Origin of the sequence: Streptomyces sp. NPDC059850 (assembly GCF_042731515.1) — a bacterium.
Classification (GTDB): domain Bacteria; phylum Actinomycetota; class Actinomycetes; order Streptomycetales; family Streptomycetaceae; genus Streptomyces.
In genome coordinates this window covers 347,679-368,095 of record NZ_JBHWJI010000001.1, presented here as the reverse complement: position 1 = coordinate 368,095, position 20,417 = coordinate 347,679, and the positions used below count along the sequence as shown (strand labels likewise).

Genomic DNA, 20,417 nt, shown 5'->3' with positions numbered 1-20,417 from the left:
GCTTCGCCCCCGAGCGCAGCACCTGGCGCAAGCTCATGGCGCGCGACTCGCTCGTACGCCGCCTGGACTGGGTGCTGCTGCTCAGCTGCCTCGCCCTGTCCGCGATCGGCGCCGCGCTGGTCTACTCGGCGACCCGCAACCGCACCGAGCTGAACCAGGGCGATCCGTACTACTTCCTGGTGCGGCACGCGCTGAACACCGGGATCGGGCTGCTGCTCGCGATCGGCACCGTCTGGCTCGGCCACCGCACCCTGCGCGGCGCGGTGCCGGTGCTGTACGGCCTGTCCGTCATCCTCGTCCTCGCCGTGCTCACCCCGCTGGGCTCGACCATCAACGGCGCGCACGCGTGGATCGTGATCGGTGCCGGGTTCTCCCTCCAGCCCGGCGAGTTCGCCAAGATCACGATCATCCTGGGCATGGCGATGCTGCTGGCCGCCCGCGTCGACGCGGGCGACCGGCTCAGTCCGGACCACCGCACCGTCGTCCAGGCGCTCGGCCTGGCCGCACTGCCCATCGCGATCGTGATGCTGATGCCGGACCTCGGCTCGGTGATGGTCATGGCGGTGATCGTGCTCGCGGTGCTCCTCTCCTCCGGCGCGTCCAACCGCTGGGTCGCCGGACTGATCGCCACCGCGGTGATCGGTGCGCTGCTGATCTGGCAGCTGCACGTCCTCGACCAGTACCAGATCGACCGCTTCGCCGCCTTCGCCAACCCCGCTCTGGACCCGGCGGGCGTCGGCTACAACACCAACCAGGCGCGCATCGCGATCGGCTCGGGCGGCCTCACCGGCAAGGGGCTCTTCCACGGCACCCAGACCACCGGCCAGTTCGTGCCCGAGCAGCAGACGGACTTCGTCTTCACGGTCGCGGGGGAGGAGCTGGGCTTCCTCGGCGCGGGCCTGATCATCGTGCTGCTGGGCGTCGTCCTGTGGCGCGCCTGCCGGATCGCCCGGGGGACCACCGAGCTGTACGGGACGGTCGTCGCGGCCGGGATCATCGCCTGGTTCGCGTTCCAGTCGTTCGAGAACATCGGGATGACGCTGGGCATCATGCCGGTCGCCGGTCTGCCGCTGCCCTTCGTCTCGTACGGCGGCTCGTCGATGTTCGCCGTATGGATCGGAATCGGGCTGCTCCAGTCCATCCGGGTGCAAAGGCCCGTATCGGCCTGATCCGGACGCGGGGGGCTCCCGCGAATCGTCCCGGGCGACTACATTCACGCCATGGTGGACATGATGCGGGAGATCGAACGCAAGTACGAGACCACCGATGACGGCGCCCTGGCCGGCGCCCTTCCCGAGCTGGCCGGGGTCGCCGGAATCGCGCAGGTCAGGGACCAGGGCACCGTCACGCTCGACGCCACGTACTACGACACCCCCGGGCAGCGGCTCGCCGCCGACGGCATCACCCTGCGCCGCCGCACCGGGGGCGACGACGCGGGCTGGCACCTCAAGCTGCCGGTGGGCCCCGACGTACGGGACGAGATCCGCGCCCCGCTCTCGGACGCGCTGCCCCCGCACCTCGCGGGCCTCGTACGCTCCCGCGTCCGCGACACCGGCCTCGTACCGCTGGTCCACCTGCTCTCGGAGCGGCACGTACACCATCTCGTCGACAACGACGGCACGCTGCTCGCCGAGCTGTCCGCCGACCGGGTCACCGCACGGCGGCTGACCCCGGCCCCCGGCGACCCGGTGAGCTGGACCGAGGTCGAAGTGGAGCTGGCCGAGGGCGGCGACCCCGCGCTGCTCGACACCCTGGAGCCGTATCTGACGGACGCCGGGCTGCGCCGCGCCGACCTCCCCTCCAAGCTCGCCCGCGCCCTGGCCGAGACCGGCCCGCGCGGAGAGAAGCCGGAGAAGAAGTCCGGCAAGCCGGGAAAGAAGGACGCCGCGAAGAAGAAGGCCGCCAAGAAGGCTGCCAAGAAGGCCGAGGCCACCGCCGGTGACACCGTCCTGGACTACGTACGCCGCCAGATCACCACGATCGTCACCCTCGACCCCGCCGTACGCCTGGACACCCCCGACTCCGTGCACCGCATGCGGGTCGCCACCCGCCGCCTGCGCAGCGCCTTCCGCTCGTACCGCAAGGTGCTGGACCGCACCGTCACCGACCCCATCGGCGCCGAGCTGAAGTGGCTGGCCGCCGAGTTGGGCATCGACCGGGACCGCGAAGTGCTCACCGCGCGCCTCGGCGAACGGCTCGCCGAGGTCCCCGTAGAGCTGCGGCTCGGCCCCGTCGCCGCCCGGCTGGAGATCTGGTCGCACGCCCGCCGCACCGGTTCCCGCGACCGGCTGATCGGCGTCCTGGACGGCGAGCGCTATCTCGCGCTGCTCGGGGCCCTCGACGCACTCCTGGCCGCCCCGCCGCTGCGCCAGGCCGCCGCCCGCCCGGCCGCCGAGGTGATCCGCAAGGCCGTGCTGCGCGACTACGAACGGCTCGCGGACCGCCTGGAGCCGGTCCTGGACGCCCCCTCGGGGCCCGAGCGCGACGTCGTCCTGCACGAGGCCCGCAAGGACGCCAAGCGGGCCCGCTACGCCGCCGAGGCCGCCCGCCCGGCGCTCGGTGCGCCCGCGAAGGCGTTCGCGGGGCTCATGACCGAGGTGCAGGAGCTGCTCGGCGACCACCAGGACAGCGTGGTCGCACGGGAGGCGCTGCGCGAGCTGGCCATCCAGGCGAACGCGGCGGGGGAGTCCACCTTCACCGTCGGCCTGATCTACGGCCGCGAGGAGGCCATCGCGGCCACCCGCGAGCGCGAACTGCCCGGTCTGTGGGCCGAGGTCTCCCGTAACGAGCACCGGGCGGCTCTGCAGAACTGACCGTGGCGTAGCGGCCCGGACGGGACCGGTACGCTTGAGGGTCACCCCTGTCCGCGCACGAAGGTTACTGATGTCTGTCGAGTCGGTCTTCCCACAGCTCGAGGCCCTGCTCCCCCATGTGCAGAAGCCGATCCAGTACGTCGGCGGTGAACTGAACTCCACGGTCAAAAGCTGGGACGAGTGCGACGTCCGCTGGGCGCTCATGTACCCGGACGCCTACGAGGTCGGGCTGCCCAACCAGGGCGTCATGATCCTCTACGAGGTGCTCAACGAGCGCGAGGGCGTGCTCGCCGAGCGTACGTACAGCGTCTGGCCAGACCTCGAAGAGCTGATGCGCGAGCACAAGGTGCCGCAGTTCACCGTGGACGCGCACCGCCCGGTGTCCGCCTTCGACGTCTTCGGCGTCTCCTTCTCGACCGAGCTGGGCTACACCAACCTGCTCACCGCGCTCGACCTCGCCGGTATCCCGCTGGACGCCGCCGACCGCACCGTCGACCACCCGGTCGTGGTCGCGGGCGGCCACGCCGCGTTCAACCCGGAGCCGATCGCGGACTTCATCGACTGCGCGGTGATCGGCGACGGCGAGCAGGCCGTCCTGGAGATGACCGAGATCATCCGGGCCTGGAAGGCCGAGGACCGCCCCGGCGGCCGCGACGAGCTGCTGTTCCGCCTCGCCCGCACCGGCAGCATCTACGTGCCGAAGTTCTACGACGTGGAGTACCTGGCCGACGGCCGGATCTCGCGCGTCATCCCGAACCGCTCGGGCGTGCCGTGGCGCGTCTCCAAGCACACCGTCATGGACCTGGACGAGTGGCCGTACCCGAAGCAGCCGCTCGTGCCGCTCGCCGAGACCGTGCACGAGCGGATGTCGGTGGAGATCTTCCGCGGCTGCACCCGCGGCTGCCGCTTCTGCCAGGCGGGCATGATCACCCGCCCGGTGCGCGAGCGCTCCATCACCGGCATCGGCGAGATGGTCGACAAGGGCCTCAAGGCCACCGGTTTCGAGGAGGTCGGCCTGCTGTCGCTCTCCTCCGCCGACCACACCGAGATCGGCGATGTCGCCAAGGGCCTCGCCGACCGGTACGAGGAAGACAAGATCGGCCTGTCCCTCCCGTCGACCCGGGTGGACGCCTTCAACATCGACCTGGCCAACGAGCTGACCCGCAACGGCCGCCGCTCGGGCCTCACCTTCGCCCCCGAGGGCGGCTCCGAGCGCATCCGTAAGGTCATCAACAAGATGGTCTCGGAAGAGGACCTCATCCGTACGGTGTCCACCGCGTACGGCAACGGCTGGCGGCAGGTGAAGCTGTACTTCATGTGCGGCCTGCCGACCGAGACCGACGAGGACGTGCTGCAGATCGCCGAGATGGCGACCAAGGTGATCGCCAAGGGCCGGGAGGTGTCCGGCAAGAACGACATCCGCTGCACCGTCTCTATCGGCGGTTTCGTCCCCAAGCCGCACACCCCGTTCCAGTGGGCGGCGCAGCTCAGCGCCGAGGACACCGACGCCCGGCTGGAGAAGCTGCGCGAGCGGATCCGCGGCGACAAGAAGTACGGCCGCTCGATCGGCTTCCGCTACCACGACGGCAAGCCCGGCATCGTCGAGGGCCTGCTCTCGCGCGGCGACCGCCGGGTGGGCGCGGTCATCCGCGCCGTCTACGAGGACGGCGGCCGCTTCGACGGCTGGCGCGAGCACTTCAGTTACGACCGCTGGATGGAGTGCGCCGAGCGCACCCTGCCCGAGGTCGGTCTTGACGTCGACTGGTACACCACCCGCGAGCGCACCTATGAGGAAGTCCTGCCCTGGGACCACCTCGACTCCGGTCTCGACAAGGACTGGCTGTGGGAGGACTGGCAGGACTCGCTCGACGAGACCGAGGTCGAGGACTGCCGCTGGACCCCGTGCTTCGACTGCGGCGTCTGCCCGCAGATGGACACGTCCATCCAGATCGGCCCCACCGGCCGCAAGCTGCTGCCGCTCTCGGTGAAGTAGCCCTCGGGCAACCGACCGGTCACAAAGTACGCTGGAAGGCGCACGGGCCCGCTGAGGCCCGTGCGCCGAAAAGCGAAGATGCACAAGGAGACAGTCCCCTGGGCAAGCGACAGCCCGAAGGCCCGCCGCCCGCACCCGCGGTGCAGCGCATCCGTTTGCGCTACACCAAGCGCGGCCGCCTCCGGTTCACCAGCCACCGCGACTTCCAGCGCGCCTTCGAGCGGGCGCTGCGCCGCGCCGAGGTGCCCATGGCGTACTCGGCGGGCTTCACCCCGCACCCCAAGGTGTCGTACGCCAATGCCGCACCCACCGGCACCGGCAGTGAGGCCGAGTACCTGGAGATCCAGCTCACCGAGGCGCGGGACCCCGAGGCGCTGCGGACGCTGCTCAACGAGTCGCTGCCCGACGGGCTCGATGTCACCGACGCCGTCGAATCCCGTACCTCCGGGCTCGCCGACCGGCTCCAGGCGTCCGTATGGGAGATCCGGCTCGACCGGGTCGCCCCGGCGGAGGCCGAACGGGCCGTGGCCGCCTTCCTGGAGGCCGAGACCGTCGAGGTCGAGCGCCGGACGAAAAGCGGCATGCGCACCTTCGACGCCCGGGCCGCGGTGGCCCGCCTGGAAGCGTCCGCAGGTCGGGGCGATAGGCCTGGCGACGATGGCTGTGCGATACTGCGGCTGGTAGTACGGCATCTGACACCTGCCGTGCGACCCGACGACGTCCTGTCCGGTCTCCGCGCCACGGCCGACCTGGCGCCGCCGGTCCCCGCAGCGGTGACCAGGCTGGCGCAGGGGCTGCTCGATGAGGAGTCCGGCACGGTGACCGACCCGCTCGCGCCCGATCGCGAGGCAGTTCAGGCCGCCCCACCCACGGCCGCCGAGCTGACCGCCGCGATGGTGGCGCCGGAAGGTTCCGCGTAAGGACCGCCGTCGATGCGCCGCCCAGGCACTTGGGAGCCACCCGGGTCCGGCAGGCGCACTGACCAGGAGACTTTCGCCGGTCCCGGCCCTGAAAACCGGCCCGGCGAGCGATACGACAGCTCCCGTGCGGCGCCCGCGCCCCGGACGGCGGAACCCGCGCAGCGCGTGGGGTTCAGCCGGAAGCAGGCGCGGCGCCCGGGAGCGTGACGGGAGAACCGCCCGCATGCTCGAGCCCATTGAGCCGACCGAACCTATCCAGCCCCAGGCACAAGCCGCGCCACGCGCCGCCGCCTCCGGGGATGCCACCTCACCCAGCGACACCCTGCCGCCGCGCCGCCGCCGCGCCGCCTCCCGCCCCGCCGGTCCGCCGGTCGGCGGCGTGAGCGACGCCGAGGTCACCACTCCTGCGGTACCGGCCATACCGGCCGAGTCGATCGCCGCCGGCGCCGCTGTGGCCGCCGCGGAGGCGTCCGCCGTCTCCACCGCTTCCGCCACCTCCGACGCTTCCGACGGTGACACCGCTTCCGCCGCGCCGCCCGCCCGTGGGCGCCGCCGTGCGACGCGTAAGACCGCCGCCCCGGCCGGTGCGCCGGAGACCGCGGAGACCGTCGTTACGGCCGACGCCCCCCGGGCCGCCGAGCCCGCCGAGGCCCCGGCCGCCGAGCCGGAGCCCGCCGCCGAGCCCGCGCCGCCCGCCCGTGGGCGCCGCCGGGCCACCCGCAAGGTGACCGCCCCGGCCGGTGCGCCGGAGGCCGCCGAGACCGTGGTGCCGGCGGAAGAGACCGTGGCGGCCGCGGAACCGGCCGCCGAGCCGGAGCCCGCCGCCGAGGCCGCGCCGCCCGCCCGTACGCGCCGCCGGGCCACCCGCAAGGCCGTCGCTCCGGAGGGCGCCCCGCAGACGGAGCCCGCCGACGTGGACGCGTCGTCTGCGGCGGCCGCTGGTGGCAGTGGCGACGAGGACACCGCCCCAGCCGCAGTCGCAGCCGACGCCCCGGCCGACGAGGCGCCCCGTGCCCGTACGCGCCGCCGTGCCGCCCGTAAGGCGACCGCCGCGGCCGGTGCGCCGCAGTCCGGCGCCGAGCAGACCGCCGCCGACGAGACGGGCGCCGAGGCCACCCCGGCCGAGCCCGCTGCCGCAGAGGCCGAGGCCTCCGCCGAGGCCGCGCCGCCCGCCCGCACCCGCCGCCGTGCGACCCGTAAGACGGCCGCCGCCGAGGCCGAGGCCACAGCGGCCGCCGAAGAGCCGACCCCCGAGCAGCCCGCCGCGGCCGCTGCGGAGGAGAGCACCGAGGAGGCGCCGCGCGCCCGCCGCCGCCGTGCCACGCGCAAGACGGCCGCCGCCGAGGAGCAGCAGCCCGAGCCGCAGGCCGCCGCCGAGGCCGCCGAGCCCGAGGCCGAGCCGGAGACCGCGCCGCGCGGTGGCCGTCGCCGGGCCGTGCGCCCGCCGACAGCGGTGTTCCAGGCGCCGGTCTTCACCGAGCCGGTCTTCCAGACCCCGGAGAGCGCCGCCGCCGAGGCCGCCGCGTCCGCCGCGGAAGAGACCGACGAGGCCGAAGAGGCCGAGGAGACCGCCGCGCAGGACAAGACCCCGGCCGCCGAGCCGGTGGCCCCCGCCGCGGGCGGCCGCCGTCGCCGTCGCCGCCGGGGCGAGCCGGTCGAGGAGCGCCCGGCGGAGGCCGAGGAGCCCGCCGCTGCCGCCGAGGAGACCGAGCAGGACGGCCGTGCGGCCGACCGTGAGCAGGGCGACGAGGAGTCGGGCGACCGCCCGGCCCGCCGCCGTCGCCGTGGTGGCCGTCGCCGCCGCCGGGGCGAGGCCGCCGACGCCGAGGGCGCCGAGGGCCGTTCCGAGGGCGAGGACGGCGCCGCTGACGAGGACGAGGCGCAGGCCGACGGCGAGACCGGCGAGGAGCCGGGCGCCGACGAGGACGGCGCCGAGGCCGGTGAGTCCGGCGGTGGCAGCTCCAGCAGCAGCCGTCGCCGCCGCCGTCGCCGCCGTCGCAGCGGGGACGGCGCCGAGGGGGAGTCGGGTGGTGACGACCCGGAGCGTACGGTCGTCAAGGTCCGGGAACCGCGCGAGCGGCGCGCGAAGGACACCGAGTCCAGCTCGGACGAGGTGCAGTCGATCAAGGGCTCGACGCGTCTGGAGGCGAAGAAGCAGCGCCGCCGCGAGGGGCGCGAGCAGGGCCGCCGCCGGGTGCCGATCATCACCGAGGCCGAGTTCCTGGCCCGCCGTGAGGCGGTCGAGCGGGTGATGGTCGTCCGGCAGAACGGCGAGCGCACCCAGATCGGCGTGCTGGAGGACAACGTCCTCGTCGAGCACTTCGTCAACAAGGAGCAGGCCACCAGCTACGTCGGCAACGTCTACCTGGGCAAGGTCCAGAACGTGCTGCCGTCGATGGAGGCCGCCTTCGTCGACATCGGCAAGGGCCGCAACGCCGTGCTGTACGCGGGCGAGGTCAACTTCGAGGCGCTGGGGCTCACCGGTGGTCCGCGCCGCATCGAGACCGCCCTGAAGTCCGGGCAGTCCGTGCTCGTCCAGGTCACCAAGGACCCGATCGGCCACAAGGGCGCCCGGCTGACCAGCCAGGTCTCCCTGCCCGGCCGCTACCTGGTGTACGTGCCCGAGGGCTCCATGACGGGCATCAGCCGCAAGCTGCCCGACACCGAGCGCGCCCGGCTGAAGCAGATCCTCAAGAAGATCGTCCCCGAGGACGCGGGCGTCATCGTGCGCACCGCCGCGGAGGGCGCGAGCGAGGACGAGCTGGCCCGCGACGTCCAGCGGCTGCAGGCCCAGTGGGAAGAGATCAAGAAGAAGGCGAAGAGCGGGAACGCGCCGACGCTCCTCTACGGGGAGCCGGACATGACCGTCCGGGTCGTCCGCGACATCTTCAACGAGGACTTCTCCAAGGTCATCGTCAGCGGCGAGGACGCCTGGCAGACCATCCACGGCTACGTCCAGCACGTCGCGCCCGACCTCGTCGACCGGCTCCAGAAGTGGAACTCGGACGTCGACGTCTTCGCCACGTACCGGATCGACGAGCAGCTGATGAAGGCGCTGGACCGCAAGGTCTGGCTGCCCAGCGGCGGCTCCCTGGTGATCGACCGGACCGAGGCGATGGTCGTGGTCGACGTCAACACCGGCAAGTTCACCGGCCAGGGCGGCAACCTGGAGGAGACGGTCACCAGGAACAACCTGGAGGCGGCCGAGGAGATCGTGCGCCAGCTGCGGCTGCGCGACCTCGGCGGCATCATCGTGATCGACTTCATCGACATGGTGCTGGAGTCCAACCGCGATCTGGTGCTGCGGCGGCTGCTGGAGTGTCTGGGCCGCGACCGTACGAAGCACCAGGTGGCCGAGGTCACCTCGCTGGGCCTGGTCCAGATGACCCGTAAGCGGGTCGGACAGGGCCTGCTGGAGTCGTTCTCCGAGTCCTGCGTCCACTGCAACGGCCGCGGCGTGATCGTCCACATGGACCAGCCGGCGGCGGTCGGCGGCGGTGGCGGCGGCAAGCGCAAGAAGAAGAAGTCGTCGGCGGCCGGTGGCCAGCAGGCGCCCGCGCCGGAGGAGACCGCCGAGGCCGAGACGGTCGCCGAGGCCGCCGAGGAGGTCGCGGCGGAGGTCGCGGAGCCGAAGGCGCTCCCAGAGCCGGTCTTCGCGGCCGACGAGGAGCTGTACAGCAGCGCCGCCGAGGCCGAGGCCGCCGCGGGCCGTGGGCGTAGCCGGCGCCGGGCGACCCGCAAGGTGTCCGCCCCGGCGGGCGCCCCGAAGAGCGCCGCGCAGCCGGAGGCCGTGGTCGTGGCGGCGGACGAGCCGAAGCCGGAGGTGCCCGCCGAGGCGCCCGAGGCCGCCGCTCCGGCCGCCGAGCCGGAGGCGGCCCCCGAGCCGGAGGCCGCTCCCGCGCCGCGTGCGCGCCGCCGGGCGACCCGTAAGGTGTCCGCTCCGGCGGGCTCGCCCACGGGCTCCGAGGACGCCGCCGTGGTGGTCGTCAGCGCCCCCACGGAGGCGAAGCCGGAGGCCGGTGAGCCGGTGGCGGCGTCCGCCGACGGTGAGGCCGAGGGCGGGGCCGAGGCTCCGGAGGACGGCGAGGCCAAGGCACCGGCGAAGAAGACGGCCCGTAAGACGGCCGCCAAGAAGGCGCCCGCGAAGAAGGCACCCGCCAAGAAGACGGCCGCCAAGAAGACCGCGTCGAAGACGACGACGGCCAAGAAGACGACCGCGAAGAAGACGACGGCGAAGAAGACGACCACCAAGAAGGCGGCGTCGAAGAAGACCGCGGCGGCGGAGCAGCAGACGCCGCAGTCGGTCTCGGCCTCCGCCGACGACTGAGCCGGATACGAGCGTCCGGAGGCCGCCTGCGCAGGTGCGTGGGCGGCCTCCGGGCTCTGGTAACCTTGACCCTCGGCGTCCTACGCCAAGCCCCTGAGCACATCCCTCCCGCCCTGCGGGAGAGGCCGCTCGGCCGATGCTGAACCACGCTGAACCGCGAGGCATCACTCGGTTGTCATGACCTTCGTGGGGTCATGGAGAGCGGCTGGCATCAGAGGTCCCGTTTACTAGCGAGAGAGTGAGAACCGCGTGTACGCAATCGTGCGCACCGGCGGCCGCCAGCAGAAGGTAGCCGTGGGCGATGTCATCGAGGTCGACCGCATTGGAACCAGCAAGGTCGGCGACACCGTCGAGCTCTCGACTCTGCTCGTTGTCGACGGCGATGCCGTCACCAGCGACCCGTGGGTCCTGGCCGGTGTGAAGGTTCACGCCGAGGTCGTTGACCACCACAAGGGTGCCAAGATCGACATCCTGAAGTACAAGAACAAGACCGGTTACCGGAAGCGGATCGGCCACCGCCAGCTGCACACCGCGCTGAAGATCACCGGCATCGACTCGGCTGCGAAGTAAGGGACTGAGGAGACATGGCACACAAGAAGGGCGCATCGTCCACTCGGAACGGTCGCGACTCCAACGCCCAGCGGCTCGGGGTCAAGCGCTTCGGCGGCCAGGCCGTCAACGCGGGTGAGATCCTCGTCCGCCAGCGCGGCACGCACTTCCACCCGGGCACGGGCGTCGGCCGCGGCGGCGACGACACGCTGTTCGCGCTGGCCGCCGGTGCGGTGCAGTTCGGCACCCACCGTGGCCGCAAGGTCGTGAACATCGTCCCGGTCGCCGAGTAATCTCGGCCCCGGCACGACGCCACACACCTTTCCGAGGGCGGACCGCTCTTTCCCGTGACGGGGAAGCGGGTCCGCCCTCGGCGCGTTGTGCCTGTTACGCAGGTAACGACGACACATCGACCCCGTACGTAACTGGAGGCACCCGTCATGACCACCTTCGTGGACCGCGTCGAGCTGCACGTCGCCGCGGGTAACGGAGGCCACGGCTGCGCCTCCGTGCACCGCGAGAAGTTCAAGCCGCTCGGCGGCCCGGACGGCGGTAACGGTGGCCGGGGCGGCGATGTGATCCTGGTCGTCGACCAGTCGGTCACCACGTTGCTCGAGTACCACCACAGCCCGCACCGCAAGGCCACCAACGGCAAGCCCGGCGAGGGCGGCAACCGCTCCGGCAAGGACGGCAGCGACCTGATCCTGCCGGTTCCGGACGGCACCGTCGTCCTCGACAAGAAGGGCGACGTGCTCGCCGACCTGATCGGCGAGGGCACCACCTACATCGCCGCCCAGGGCGGCCGCGGCGGCCTCGGCAACGCGGCCCTGGCGTCGGCCCGCAGGAAGGCCCCCGGCTTCGCGCTGCTGGGCGAGCCGGGCCACACCGGGGACGTCGTCCTGGAGCTGAAGACCGTCGCGGACGTGGCCCTCGTCGGCTACCCGAGCGCCGGTAAGTCGTCGCTGATCTCGGTGCTCTCGGCCGCCAAGCCGAAGATCGCCGACTACCCCTTCACCACCCTGGTGCCCAACCTCGGCGTGGTGACGGCCGGTTCGACCGTCTACACCATCGCGGACGTGCCCGGTCTGATCCCGGGCGCCAGCCAGGGCAAGGGCCTGGGGCTGGAGTTCCTGCGCCATGTCGAGCGCTGCTCGGTGCTGGTGCACATCCTGGACACCGCGGTGCTGGAGTCCGAGCGCGACCCGCTGACCGACCTCGACGTCATCGAGGCCGAACTCGCCGAGTACGGCGGTCTGGAGGACCGGCCCCGGCTCGTCGTCCTCAACAAGGTCGACATCCCGGACGGCAAGGACCTCGCCGACATGATCCGCCCGGACCTGGAGGCCCGCGGCTACCAGGTCTTCGAGGTCTCGGCCGTCGCCCACCTCGGCTTGCGGGAGCTGTCGTTCGCCCTCGCCGACATCGTCGGGACGGCGCGGGCGGCCAAGCCGAAGGAGGAGGCGACCAGGATCGTCATCCGCCCGAAGGCCGTGGACGACGCGGGCTTCAGGGTCGTCGCGGAGGACGGTTTCTACCGCGTCGTGGGCGAGAAGCCGGAACGCTGGGTCCGGCAGACCGACTTCGCCAACGACGAGGCCGTCGGCTATCTCGCCGACCGGCTGAACCGGCTCGGCGTCGAGGAGGAGCTGATGAAGGCGGGCGCCCGCGCGGGCGACGAGGTCGTCATCGGCCCCGAGGAGAACGCGGTCGTCTTCGACTGGGAGCCGACGCTCGCGTCGGGCGCCGAGATGCTGGGCCGCCGAGGTGAGGACCACCGGTTCGAGACTCCCCGCCCGGCGGCGCAGCGGCGCCGCGACCGGGACGCGGAGCGGGACGACGCGGACGAGGAGTACGAGTCGTTCAAGCCGTTCTAGGCGGCTTGAGGGCGCGGGCGCGGGTGGACTGCCTCCGTCGCGCGCCCTGACGGCCCCTGTCGGCCGCGAGCGGCCGGTGCCACGGCAAAGGGCCCGGGAGCGATGCTCCCGGGCCCTTACGCGCGCTGCGGCGCCTCAGCCGTCTCGGACGGCGGGCTCAGACGTTCGCCGTCTCCTCCGGCTCCGACGGTCCGGCCTCCAGCTCGGTCTCCTCGGCCGCGTCCCGGGCCTCGCGCTGCGACGGGATCTCGTCGGCCAGCCGGGTCGCCATCCGCGCCCGCCGCTCGTCGGCCAGCCGGGCCAGCGTCTGCGCGGCCTGGTCGAAGCGCACCAGGGACGGCGGGTCGGACGGCCCGAGCAGATGCACCTTCAGCTCGGCGCGGGCGGCCGCGAGGGTGTCCTTCTCGGGCTCGCGGACGGCCTCCAGCAGCTCCGGAACCTCCGACGCCTCGGCGTTAAGGATCGTGGCGGCGCGCACCGTCGGGAAGTTCGCCCGGAACTCCTCCTCCGTCAGCCCGCTGGTGTTCGCCACCGCGTACGGCTTCTCGCTGGTCAGGTAGTCCGAGACGACGCTCGACACATCGCTGATCAGCACATCGGCCTGGTTGAAGCAGGTGAAGATGGCGGGCCGCGGGCCGGTGACGACCTGGTGCTCCCACTCCGGCAGCGACGCCCAGTAGGCGCTCTCCCAGGCGGCGGTGGCCGCCGCGACGCCCGCGGCGCGGTTGTCGTCCGGGGTGCCCTGGAGCCGCATGCGCTCGATCTCGTCGGCGCTGCGGCGGAAGGCCGTGCTGGTGAGCTGGTTCAGCTCCTCGGCGCGCCGGTTCAGCTCGGTCGCGGCCTCGGCGGGCGGACGGGCCCCGCCGCGCTGGGTGTTCGCCTCGGCGATCATCGCCTTGATGCGGTCGTTGGCGCGCCCGGCCCGCCGGTCGACGGAGCCGGTCATCGGGTGCGGCTTGTACAGCAGCCGCACCTTGGGGTCGGCGAGGAGTTCGCGGACGATGTTCTCGCCCGCCAGGATGACCGAGGTGTTGCCCGGGTTGCCGTCCCAGCCCTCCCAGGTCGGCGCGTACAGCACGGTGGTGTACTCACCGGTCGGGACGCCCGCGTAGGGGCGGATCGGCGCCAGCTGCGGGCGGCCGACCTCCACCACGTCCTTGTCCTCGACGCCGATGTCGGCGAGCTGGTAGCGGTCGCGCGCGGCCGGGCCCGCGACCCACACCTCGTCGTACGCCTTGGCGTACGGGTTGCAGCTGGAGAGCTTGTCGCTCTCGCCGTGGTTGATGAACGCGTGCTTGATCGAGGGGATCCGCAGCACCTGCGAGGTCTTGCCCGAGTTGGCCGGGTGCAGCAGCACCTTGAGCGTCGAGTGCTCGATGCGCATCAGATGGGCGACCTTGGGGAGGCAGACGATCGGGACGTCCGTCGCGTCGATCTTCTGCACCATGAACCGCTCGCGCAGCACGATGATGGGGTTGCCGTCGAGCGCGGCGAGGGTGGAGAGCCACATGTTCGCCTGGTACGCGGAGCTGGTGCCACCGGAGAAGTACATGCCCACGGTCGGCTGGTAGTCGGCCAGCCAGGTGTCGAGCCACTCCAGGGCCTTCGCCTCGCTCACCGCGCGCTTGCGCGGCAGCAGCCAGGTGGCCAGGTGGACGGTGCCGGCGATGCCGATCAGCAGGGCGATCGCGAGGCCGACGGCCCCCCAGACGCCGTTCTTGGTGCCGGCCGTCAGCAGCAGTCCGGCGGTGGCGGGGGCGGCGAGCCGCAGTATCCGGCGGCCGTGCTGGCGGGCGAACAGCCGCGGCGGGGCCTCGCTCAGCCGCAGCGCGGACGCGTCGATGTTGCGCGTGACGAACGGCAGCTGCCGGGTGCGGCGCACCATTATGGCGGCCGCCTGGCAGGCGAAGTGCACTACGTAGAACAGCAGCAGCCCGACGGTCAGCGGCGCCTGCTCGTGCAGTGGATTGATTCCCTCGATCCGCAGCAGCCCGACCATGATGAGCATGTCGCGGAACAGCTGGCGCACCGTGATGTCGAAGCGCACCTTGCCCAGCAGTGACAGCAGTCCGGGCTGCTTGTGCTGCAGGAAGAGGTCGAGGGCGAGGCCGCACGCCGAGGCGGCGATGAAGAGCGGTACGTTCGGGAGCACGGCGCCGACGAGCTGTGTGGTGAAGAACACCACCATGGCTAGCAGCGCCGTCAGCTGTACGACCCGGCGTGGGGCGAATCCAGCAGAGGGCACGGGATGGGCTCCTGGCGGGAGGGCGGTGGACGTGTGGGGGGACCCCTGACCGTATGCCGCTCTCTGGCCCGGTGACAATCCGCGCAGGTGCCAACCGCCCCGAAACGGCTCCAAACGATCTCCCGGGGGTTCGCGGCGCGGAGAAAAGGCCGGGTGAGCCGGGGCCCGGCTCACGTAGATTGCCCCCTTGTCATGATGTGAGTGTGCGGGACACGCGTTCCGCGAGGTGCGCGTGAGAGCCGGGGAGCATCCCGGGATGAGCAGGGGAGAGGCGTGACAGAGCAGGACGGGTCGGCGGTACGGGACGAGGTGGCCGCGGCCCGCAGGATCGTGGTCAAGATCGGTTCGTCTTCCCTCACCACCGCGGCGGGGGGTCTGGACGCGGACCGGGTTGACGCGCTGGTCGACGTGCTGGCGAAGGTGCTCGACCAGGACGCGAGCGGGGCCGGTGCCGGGCCAGGGTCCGCGATCGGCAAGGAAATAGTCCTGGTCTCCTCCGGGGCCATCGCCGCCGGACTCGCCCCCCTGGGCCTGGACAAGCGCCCCCGCGACCTGGCCCGCCAGCAGGCCGCGGCCAGCGTCGGACAGGGCCTGCTGGTGGCCCGCTACACCGCCTCCTTCGCGCGCTACGGGCGCCGGGTCGGCCAGGTGCTGCTCACCACGGACGACACCAGCCGCCGCGCCCACTACCGCAACGCCACCCGGACCCTGGACCAGCTGCTGGCCATGGGCGCGCTGCCGATCGTCAACGAGAACGACACCGTGGCCACCGACGAGATCCGGTTCGGGGACAACGACCGGCTCGCCGCCCTGGTCGCCCATCTCGTACGCGCGGATCTGCTGGTGCTGCTCTCCGATGTGGACGGGCTCTACGACGGCGACCCCAGGACCCCCGGCACCTCGCGCATCGGCGAGGTCAAGAGCCCGGCGGACCTCGCCGGGGTCTCGATCGGCAGCGCGGGCCGCTCCGGGGTCGGCACCGGCGGCATGGTCACCAAGGTCGAGGCCGCCCGGATCGCCGCCGCGGCCGGGGTCCCCGTGGTGCTCACCTCCGCCAGCCGGGCCGGGGACGCCCTGCTGGGCCGCCCCACCGGTACGTACTTCCACCGCACCGGCCGCCGCTCGGCCGACCGGCTCCTGTGGCTCGCCCACGCCTCGGAGCCCCGCGGCTCGCTCACCCTGGACGACGGGGCGGTGCGGGCCGTCGTGGAGCGCCGCACCTCGCTGCTGCCCGCGGGGATCGCGGCGGTGGAGGGCGAGTTCACCGCCGGTGACCCGGTCGAGCTGCGCGACACGGAGGGCCGCGCGGTGGCGCGTGGGCTGGTGAACTTCGACGCCAAGGAGATCCCACGGCTGATCGGCCGCTCGACCCGCGACCTCGCCCGCGAGCTGGGCCCCGCGTACGAGCGCGAGGTCGTGCACCGGGACGATCTGGTGGTGCTCCACCGCCACCGATAACGCTCCGCTCGGGCCTCTTGGACGCGTCCGGCGCTCCGGTAACCCCGTCTGACCGGCTGGGGGCACCTCCCAGCGGTAGCTGGGGGCGAGCCGAAGGCGCGCCGGTGTCGAAAGGGAGAGCGCGCGCAGGGAGCGAGGGCTCGTATCGATATGCGGCTCCGCCGCGTGAGCGACCGAGCACGTCGACCGTCGACACCGGCTTTTGCGCCCCGGAGGCGAGCCGAGCCCCAAAAAAAGGGGGGCTTACCTTCCGCAAAAACGCCCCGCCGCCGCGCGAGGACTGGTCAACTTTGTTCAACGGGGTCGCGCGGGCAGCGGGCCCGCGGTGGACGTACAGCACCACCGCCACAGTGCTCCGCCCGCGCGTGAGCGGAGCAGCGAGCTACAGGAGGCCGCCGGTGAGACGAGGGCGCCCGGGGGCGCCGCCCCGAGGGGCGGCGGAGCGCACCCTGACCAGTGTCGGGTTGAACGGTGTCGGCGCGAACGGCGCCGCGACGGGCGATGCCGGGACGGAGGACGCGACGGCGCAGAGCAAGCGACCCGTCGAGCTGTCCCGGCTGTGGCACATCACTCTGAGCGTCTCGGGTGCCGAGGCGCCGCTGCGGGAGGTTCGGCGGGCGCTGGAGCAGCTGGCCCACGACCACCCCTTCCTGCTGACCAGCCGCTACGCCAACGATCACGCCGAGATCCGTTACTGGGAAGAGGCGCGCGATCTGCACGACGCCGCGGCGGTGGCGCTGCGGCTGTGGGGCGAGCACCGTTCCACGGCCAAGCTGCCTCCGTGGGAGATCGTGGGCCTTGAGGTCATCGACCGTGATACGTATCACCAGCGCATCGCGGAGGGTTACGGGCCGCCACCGGCCTCCCCGGTGGGCGTGCACCCGTTCTGAGCGGACGTGACCGCGGGTGGCTCTTCGAGATATGAGAAGGCCATCTCGAAGAGCGGAATACCGCAGGGGTCGCCGCGCTCGGCTCAGTAGGCTGCGTGCATGACCAGCGCACCCACGTCGCCGCTCACCGACCCCTGGCCGAAGTCTCCCGTCCTCCAGACCGCCTATCGGGCGCGAGCCGCGGCCGTCGACCTCGCCCCCGTGCCGCGCGCCCGCAAGGACGACGCGCTGCTGGCGATGGCCGACGCGCTGGAGGTGCGGACGAAGGAGATCATCGAGGCCAACGCCACCGATGTGGAGCGGGCCCGGGAGGCGGGCACGAGCGAGGCCATCGTCGACCGGCTGACCCTCACCCCGGAGCGGGTGCGGGCCATCGCCTCCGATGTGCGCGACGTGGTCGCGCTGCCCGATCCGGTCGGCGAGGTGGTGCGCGGCTCGACGCTGCCCAACGGCATCGACCTGCGCCAGGTGCGCGTCCCGCTGGGCGTCGTCGGCATCATCTATGAGGCCCGCCCGAACGTCACCGTGGACGCCGCGGCGCTGTGCCTGAAGTCGGGCAACGCCGTCCTGCTGCGCGGCTCTTCGTCGGCGTACCACTCGAACAGCGCGCTGGTGAAGGTGTTGCGCGACGCCGTGGGCGGCGCCGGGCTGCCCGCGGACGCGATCCAGTTGGTGCCGGGGGAGAGCCGGGAGTCGGTGCGCGAGCTGATGCGCGCCCGCGGTCTGGTGGATGTGCTGATTCCGCGCGGCGGCGCCTCGCTGATCCGCACGGTGGTCGAGGAGTCGACCGTTCCGGTCATCGAGACCGGCACCGGCAACTGCCATGTGTACGTGGACGCCCAAGCCGACCTCGACATGGCCGTGGACATCCTGGTGAACTCCAAGGCCCAGCGCCCCAGCGTGTGCAACGCGGCGGAGACGCTGCTGGTGCACCAGGACATCGCCGCGGAGTTCCTGCCGCGCGCCCTGGAGGCGCTGGCGGCGGCCGGTGTCACGGTGCACGCCGATGAGCGGGTGCTGGCGCTGGCCGAGGCCGAGGGGACGAAGGCCACGGTCGTCCCGGCGGCGATGGAGGACTGGGAGACCGAGTACCTGTCGTACGACATCGCCGCGGCGGTCGTGGACTCCCTGGAGGCCGCGGTGGCCCACATCGGCCTGTGGTCCTCCGGTCACACCGAGGCGATCGTCACGACGTCCCAGGCGGCCGCCCGCCGCTTCACCCAATTGGTGGATTCCACGACGGTCGCCGTGAACGCGTCCACCCGCTTCACGGACGGCAGCCAGTTCGGCTTCGGCGCCGAGATCGGCATCTCCACCCAGAAGCTCCACGCCCGGGGACCGATGGGGCTGCCCGAGCTGACGTCGACCAAGTACATCGTCACCGGCGATGGACACACCCGCTGAGTCACCCGTTCGGGGGATGGGCGAACCCGGAGGCCACCGGGGGGATCTTCCCCCGAATACCATTTCGCCCTGCCCAAATTGACCCGTCCGGTCTACTCTGAATGGGTGCCGGACGACGTGGGGGGCAAGCCGTTCCCGAACGGCGACGAGCCCGACGACCGCAGCCACGGGGAGGCGAACGACGAGTTCGCCACCGTGGTCTTCGACGAGGACTTCGTACGGTCCGCCGTCATCCATGAACCCACCGCCATCGAACGCATGCTGGCCGCCGCGCAGGCCCGCGCCGAGGCCGAGGCCTCCCGGCGCAGCCGGGCCGGGGTGTCCCCCGAGGACGAGCTGTTCGACGACGGGTACGGTCCGGAGGGCGACGGCGAGTTCGGGGACGGCCCGTACGACGACTACGCCGACCCGGACGGCCGCTTCGGCCCGGGCCGGGAGCTGGACGGCGCCTACGGCCCGTACGGGCGCTACGGGAGCGCCGGGCGGCCCTATCGCGGCCATGCCCGCTGGCACCGCCCGGTGGCCTGGCTGCTGGCCGTCCTGATGGGCATCGGGGTGGTCGCGCTGGCCTTCACGGCGGTCTACCGGGGCACCTCGGGCAACCGCCAGGACCCGGCCCCGCCGCCCGCCACCAGCGGGGTCGACGGCACGCCCGTGGGGCGGCCCGGCAGCCTGCCGTCCACGGCGGCCGAGCAGGAGGCGCCCGCCTCCGTCGTACCGCGCTCCCCGTGACGGCGCCGTCCGTCACACCTGTGTCACGTCCGCGTAGCACGTCGCGCCGTATGCGGCGTTTCCTCCGCACTGTGCGCGCAGTTGTGGAGTACCACCGCGTTTACCGCTGCCCCCGGCGACCTACTCTTGAGGTATGACCGGGCGTGGAGACCCTCCCGAGGGGACACCCGAGGGCGTCCCGGGAGGTGGTGAGGACGAGTACCGCTCCGTCGTATTCGACGAGTCGTTCGTTCGTGCTGCCCGGCTCCAGGAGTTCTCCGCCCAGGAGCGCATGGACGACCACTCCCGCGCGGTGCGCAGCCGCCGCGCCTGGGCCCGCGCCGGGGCGTCGCGGCAGGCCGTCGTCCTCGTCCTGCTGATCGCCTTCGCCTTCGCCGCGGCCGTCTACATGGGCGTACGCCACCCCTACCAGGCCCCCGAGCCGCAGGCCGTCGAGCCGCTGCGCAGCAGCGTGGTGCCGCTCTCGCCGCGCGGTGAGGTGCCCGGCGGGCGGCCCGCGGAGCTGTTCCGGGAGAGCCCGGCCGCCGAGTTCCGCGTCGGCGCCGAGGGGGTCACCCTGCCCGCCGTGCGGCGCACCCAGGGCTTCTCCGAGAGCCAGGTGATGACGGCGCTCACCACGGCCAAGGACTACGTGGTGAAGTCCACCCTCGACCCGGGTGTGCTCACCGGCGGCCCGGTGCAGGCGGTGCGGCTGCTGCTCGATCCCGCCCAGCAGCTCCAGTTCGACCAGAGCTTCGAGCACCCGGTCGACGACGGCCGCCACGCGGCCACCGGCTGGCTGACCCGCTTCAGCCCGGCCGAGGTGACGCTGGCCAACGCGCCGGTGCGGGTGCGCGGCTCGCTGACGGTCGTCGAGCGCACCCCCTCGACCCTGGAGGTCAGCGCCGACCACGTCTTCGTCTACGCGATCCAGCGGGCCCACGAGCGGGCCCGGGACCACGCCTCGCTGTTCACGGTCCGCCGGGAGACCCGGTTCCGCTTCGATCGCGGGGATCTGCGCGACCACCGGGTGGAGCTGGTGCACAGCTCCGTGCTGGCGGGCCCGCAGGCGTGCGCCGCGAACGCCTCCGGGTATCTGCGGCCGCTGGTGGCCGGGCAGAGCGTCCGCAACGACGCCCCGACCGGCACCGACCCGTACGCCCCGGGCCGCACCCCGGTCTCCCTCTGCGGCGTGCTCTCCCCGGGGACGCATCCCACTCCCTAGCGCCCCGC

General features: G+C 72.6%; 14 protein-coding genes. 13 read left to right on the top strand and 1 reads right to left on the bottom strand.

From position 1 onward, the window contains the following. Positions 1-35: 35 nt before the first annotated feature. The 8 genes from rodA (at position 36) to obgE (ending at position 12,476) form a co-directional block, all read left to right on the top strand. On the top strand, positions 36-1,169 hold the full coding sequence (gene rodA, locus ACFV9T_RS01800) for a rod shape-determining protein RodA (RefSeq protein ID WP_385436133.1): 1,134 nt from the start codon (positions 36-38) through the stop codon (positions 1,167-1,169). A gap of 51 nt (positions 1,170-1,220) precedes the next feature. Continuing rightward, positions 1,221-2,813 (top strand): CHAD domain-containing protein, encoded by a 1,593-nt coding sequence (locus tag ACFV9T_RS01795; protein ID WP_385436097.1) that lies wholly within the window; start codon positions 1,221-1,223, stop codon positions 2,811-2,813. 70 nt (positions 2,814-2,883) lie between these two features. After that, the gene (locus ACFV9T_RS01790; RefSeq protein WP_385436096.1) at positions 2,884-4,806 is read left to right on the top strand and encodes a TIGR03960 family B12-binding radical SAM protein; all 1,923 of its coding nucleotides are present in this window, start codon (positions 2,884-2,886) and stop codon (positions 4,804-4,806) included. Between the two features lie 140 nt (positions 4,807-4,946). Further along, on the top strand, positions 4,947-5,726 hold the full coding sequence (locus tag ACFV9T_RS01785) for a TIGR03936 family radical SAM-associated protein (protein ID WP_385436095.1): 780 nt from the start codon (positions 4,947-4,949) through the stop codon (positions 5,724-5,726). Positions 5,727-5,949: 223 nt separating this feature from the next. Continuing rightward, on the top strand, positions 5,950-10,053 hold the full coding sequence (locus ACFV9T_RS01780; RefSeq protein ID WP_385436094.1) for a ribonuclease E/G: 4,104 nt from the start codon (positions 5,950-5,952) through the stop codon (positions 10,051-10,053). A gap of 249 nt (positions 10,054-10,302) precedes the next feature. After that, positions 10,303-10,623: a 50S ribosomal protein L21 gene (gene rplU / locus ACFV9T_RS01775; protein ID WP_009717947.1), complete on the top strand. Its 321-nt coding sequence runs from the start codon at positions 10,303-10,305 to the stop codon at positions 10,621-10,623. A 14-nt stretch (positions 10,624-10,637) separates the two neighbouring features. Beyond that, on the top strand, positions 10,638-10,895 hold the full coding sequence (gene rpmA, locus ACFV9T_RS01770; RefSeq protein ID WP_009717948.1) for a 50S ribosomal protein L27: 258 nt from the start codon (positions 10,638-10,640) through the stop codon (positions 10,893-10,895). 147 nt (positions 10,896-11,042) lie between these two features. Beyond that, the gene (gene obgE / locus ACFV9T_RS01765) at positions 11,043-12,476 is read left to right on the top strand and encodes a GTPase ObgE (protein ID WP_385436093.1); all 1,434 of its coding nucleotides are present in this window, start codon (positions 11,043-11,045) and stop codon (positions 12,474-12,476) included. A gap of 157 nt (positions 12,477-12,633) precedes the next feature. Here obgE and ACFV9T_RS01760 read toward each other — a convergent pair whose 3' ends face one another. Further along, positions 12,634-14,721: a hypothetical protein gene (locus ACFV9T_RS01760; protein ID WP_385436092.1), complete on the bottom strand. Its 2,088-nt coding sequence runs from the start codon at positions 14,719-14,721 to the stop codon at positions 12,634-12,636. 309 nt (positions 14,722-15,030) lie between these two features. Here ACFV9T_RS01760 and proB point away from each other — a divergent pair, with 309 nt between their 5' ends. The 5 genes from proB (at position 15,031) to ACFV9T_RS01735 (ending at position 20,409) form a co-directional block, all read left to right on the top strand. Continuing rightward, positions 15,031-16,179 carry a glutamate 5-kinase gene (gene proB, locus ACFV9T_RS01755; protein ID WP_385436132.1) on the top strand — a complete coding sequence of 383 codons (1,149 nt, stop codon included), beginning with the start codon at positions 15,031-15,033 and terminating at the stop codon, positions 16,177-16,179. 398 nt (positions 16,180-16,577) lie between these two features. Then, positions 16,578-17,069, top strand: coding sequence for a hypothetical protein (locus ACFV9T_RS01750; protein WP_385436091.1), 492 nt, complete (start codon positions 16,578-16,580; stop codon positions 17,067-17,069). Between the two features lie 99 nt (positions 17,070-17,168). Continuing rightward, entirely contained in the window at positions 17,169-18,473 is a 1,305-nt protein-coding gene (locus tag ACFV9T_RS01745) for a glutamate-5-semialdehyde dehydrogenase (RefSeq protein ID WP_385436090.1), read from the top strand. A gap of 105 nt (positions 18,474-18,578) precedes the next feature. Continuing rightward, positions 18,579-19,205, top strand: a complete 627-nt coding sequence (locus ACFV9T_RS01740) for a hypothetical protein (protein WP_385436089.1) — start codon at positions 18,579-18,581, stop codon at positions 19,203-19,205. A 133-nt stretch (positions 19,206-19,338) separates the two neighbouring features. Beyond that, on the top strand, positions 19,339-20,409 hold the full coding sequence (locus ACFV9T_RS01735) for a hypothetical protein (protein ID WP_385436088.1): 1,071 nt from the start codon (positions 19,339-19,341) through the stop codon (positions 20,407-20,409). Positions 20,410-20,417 lie beyond the last annotated feature (8 nt).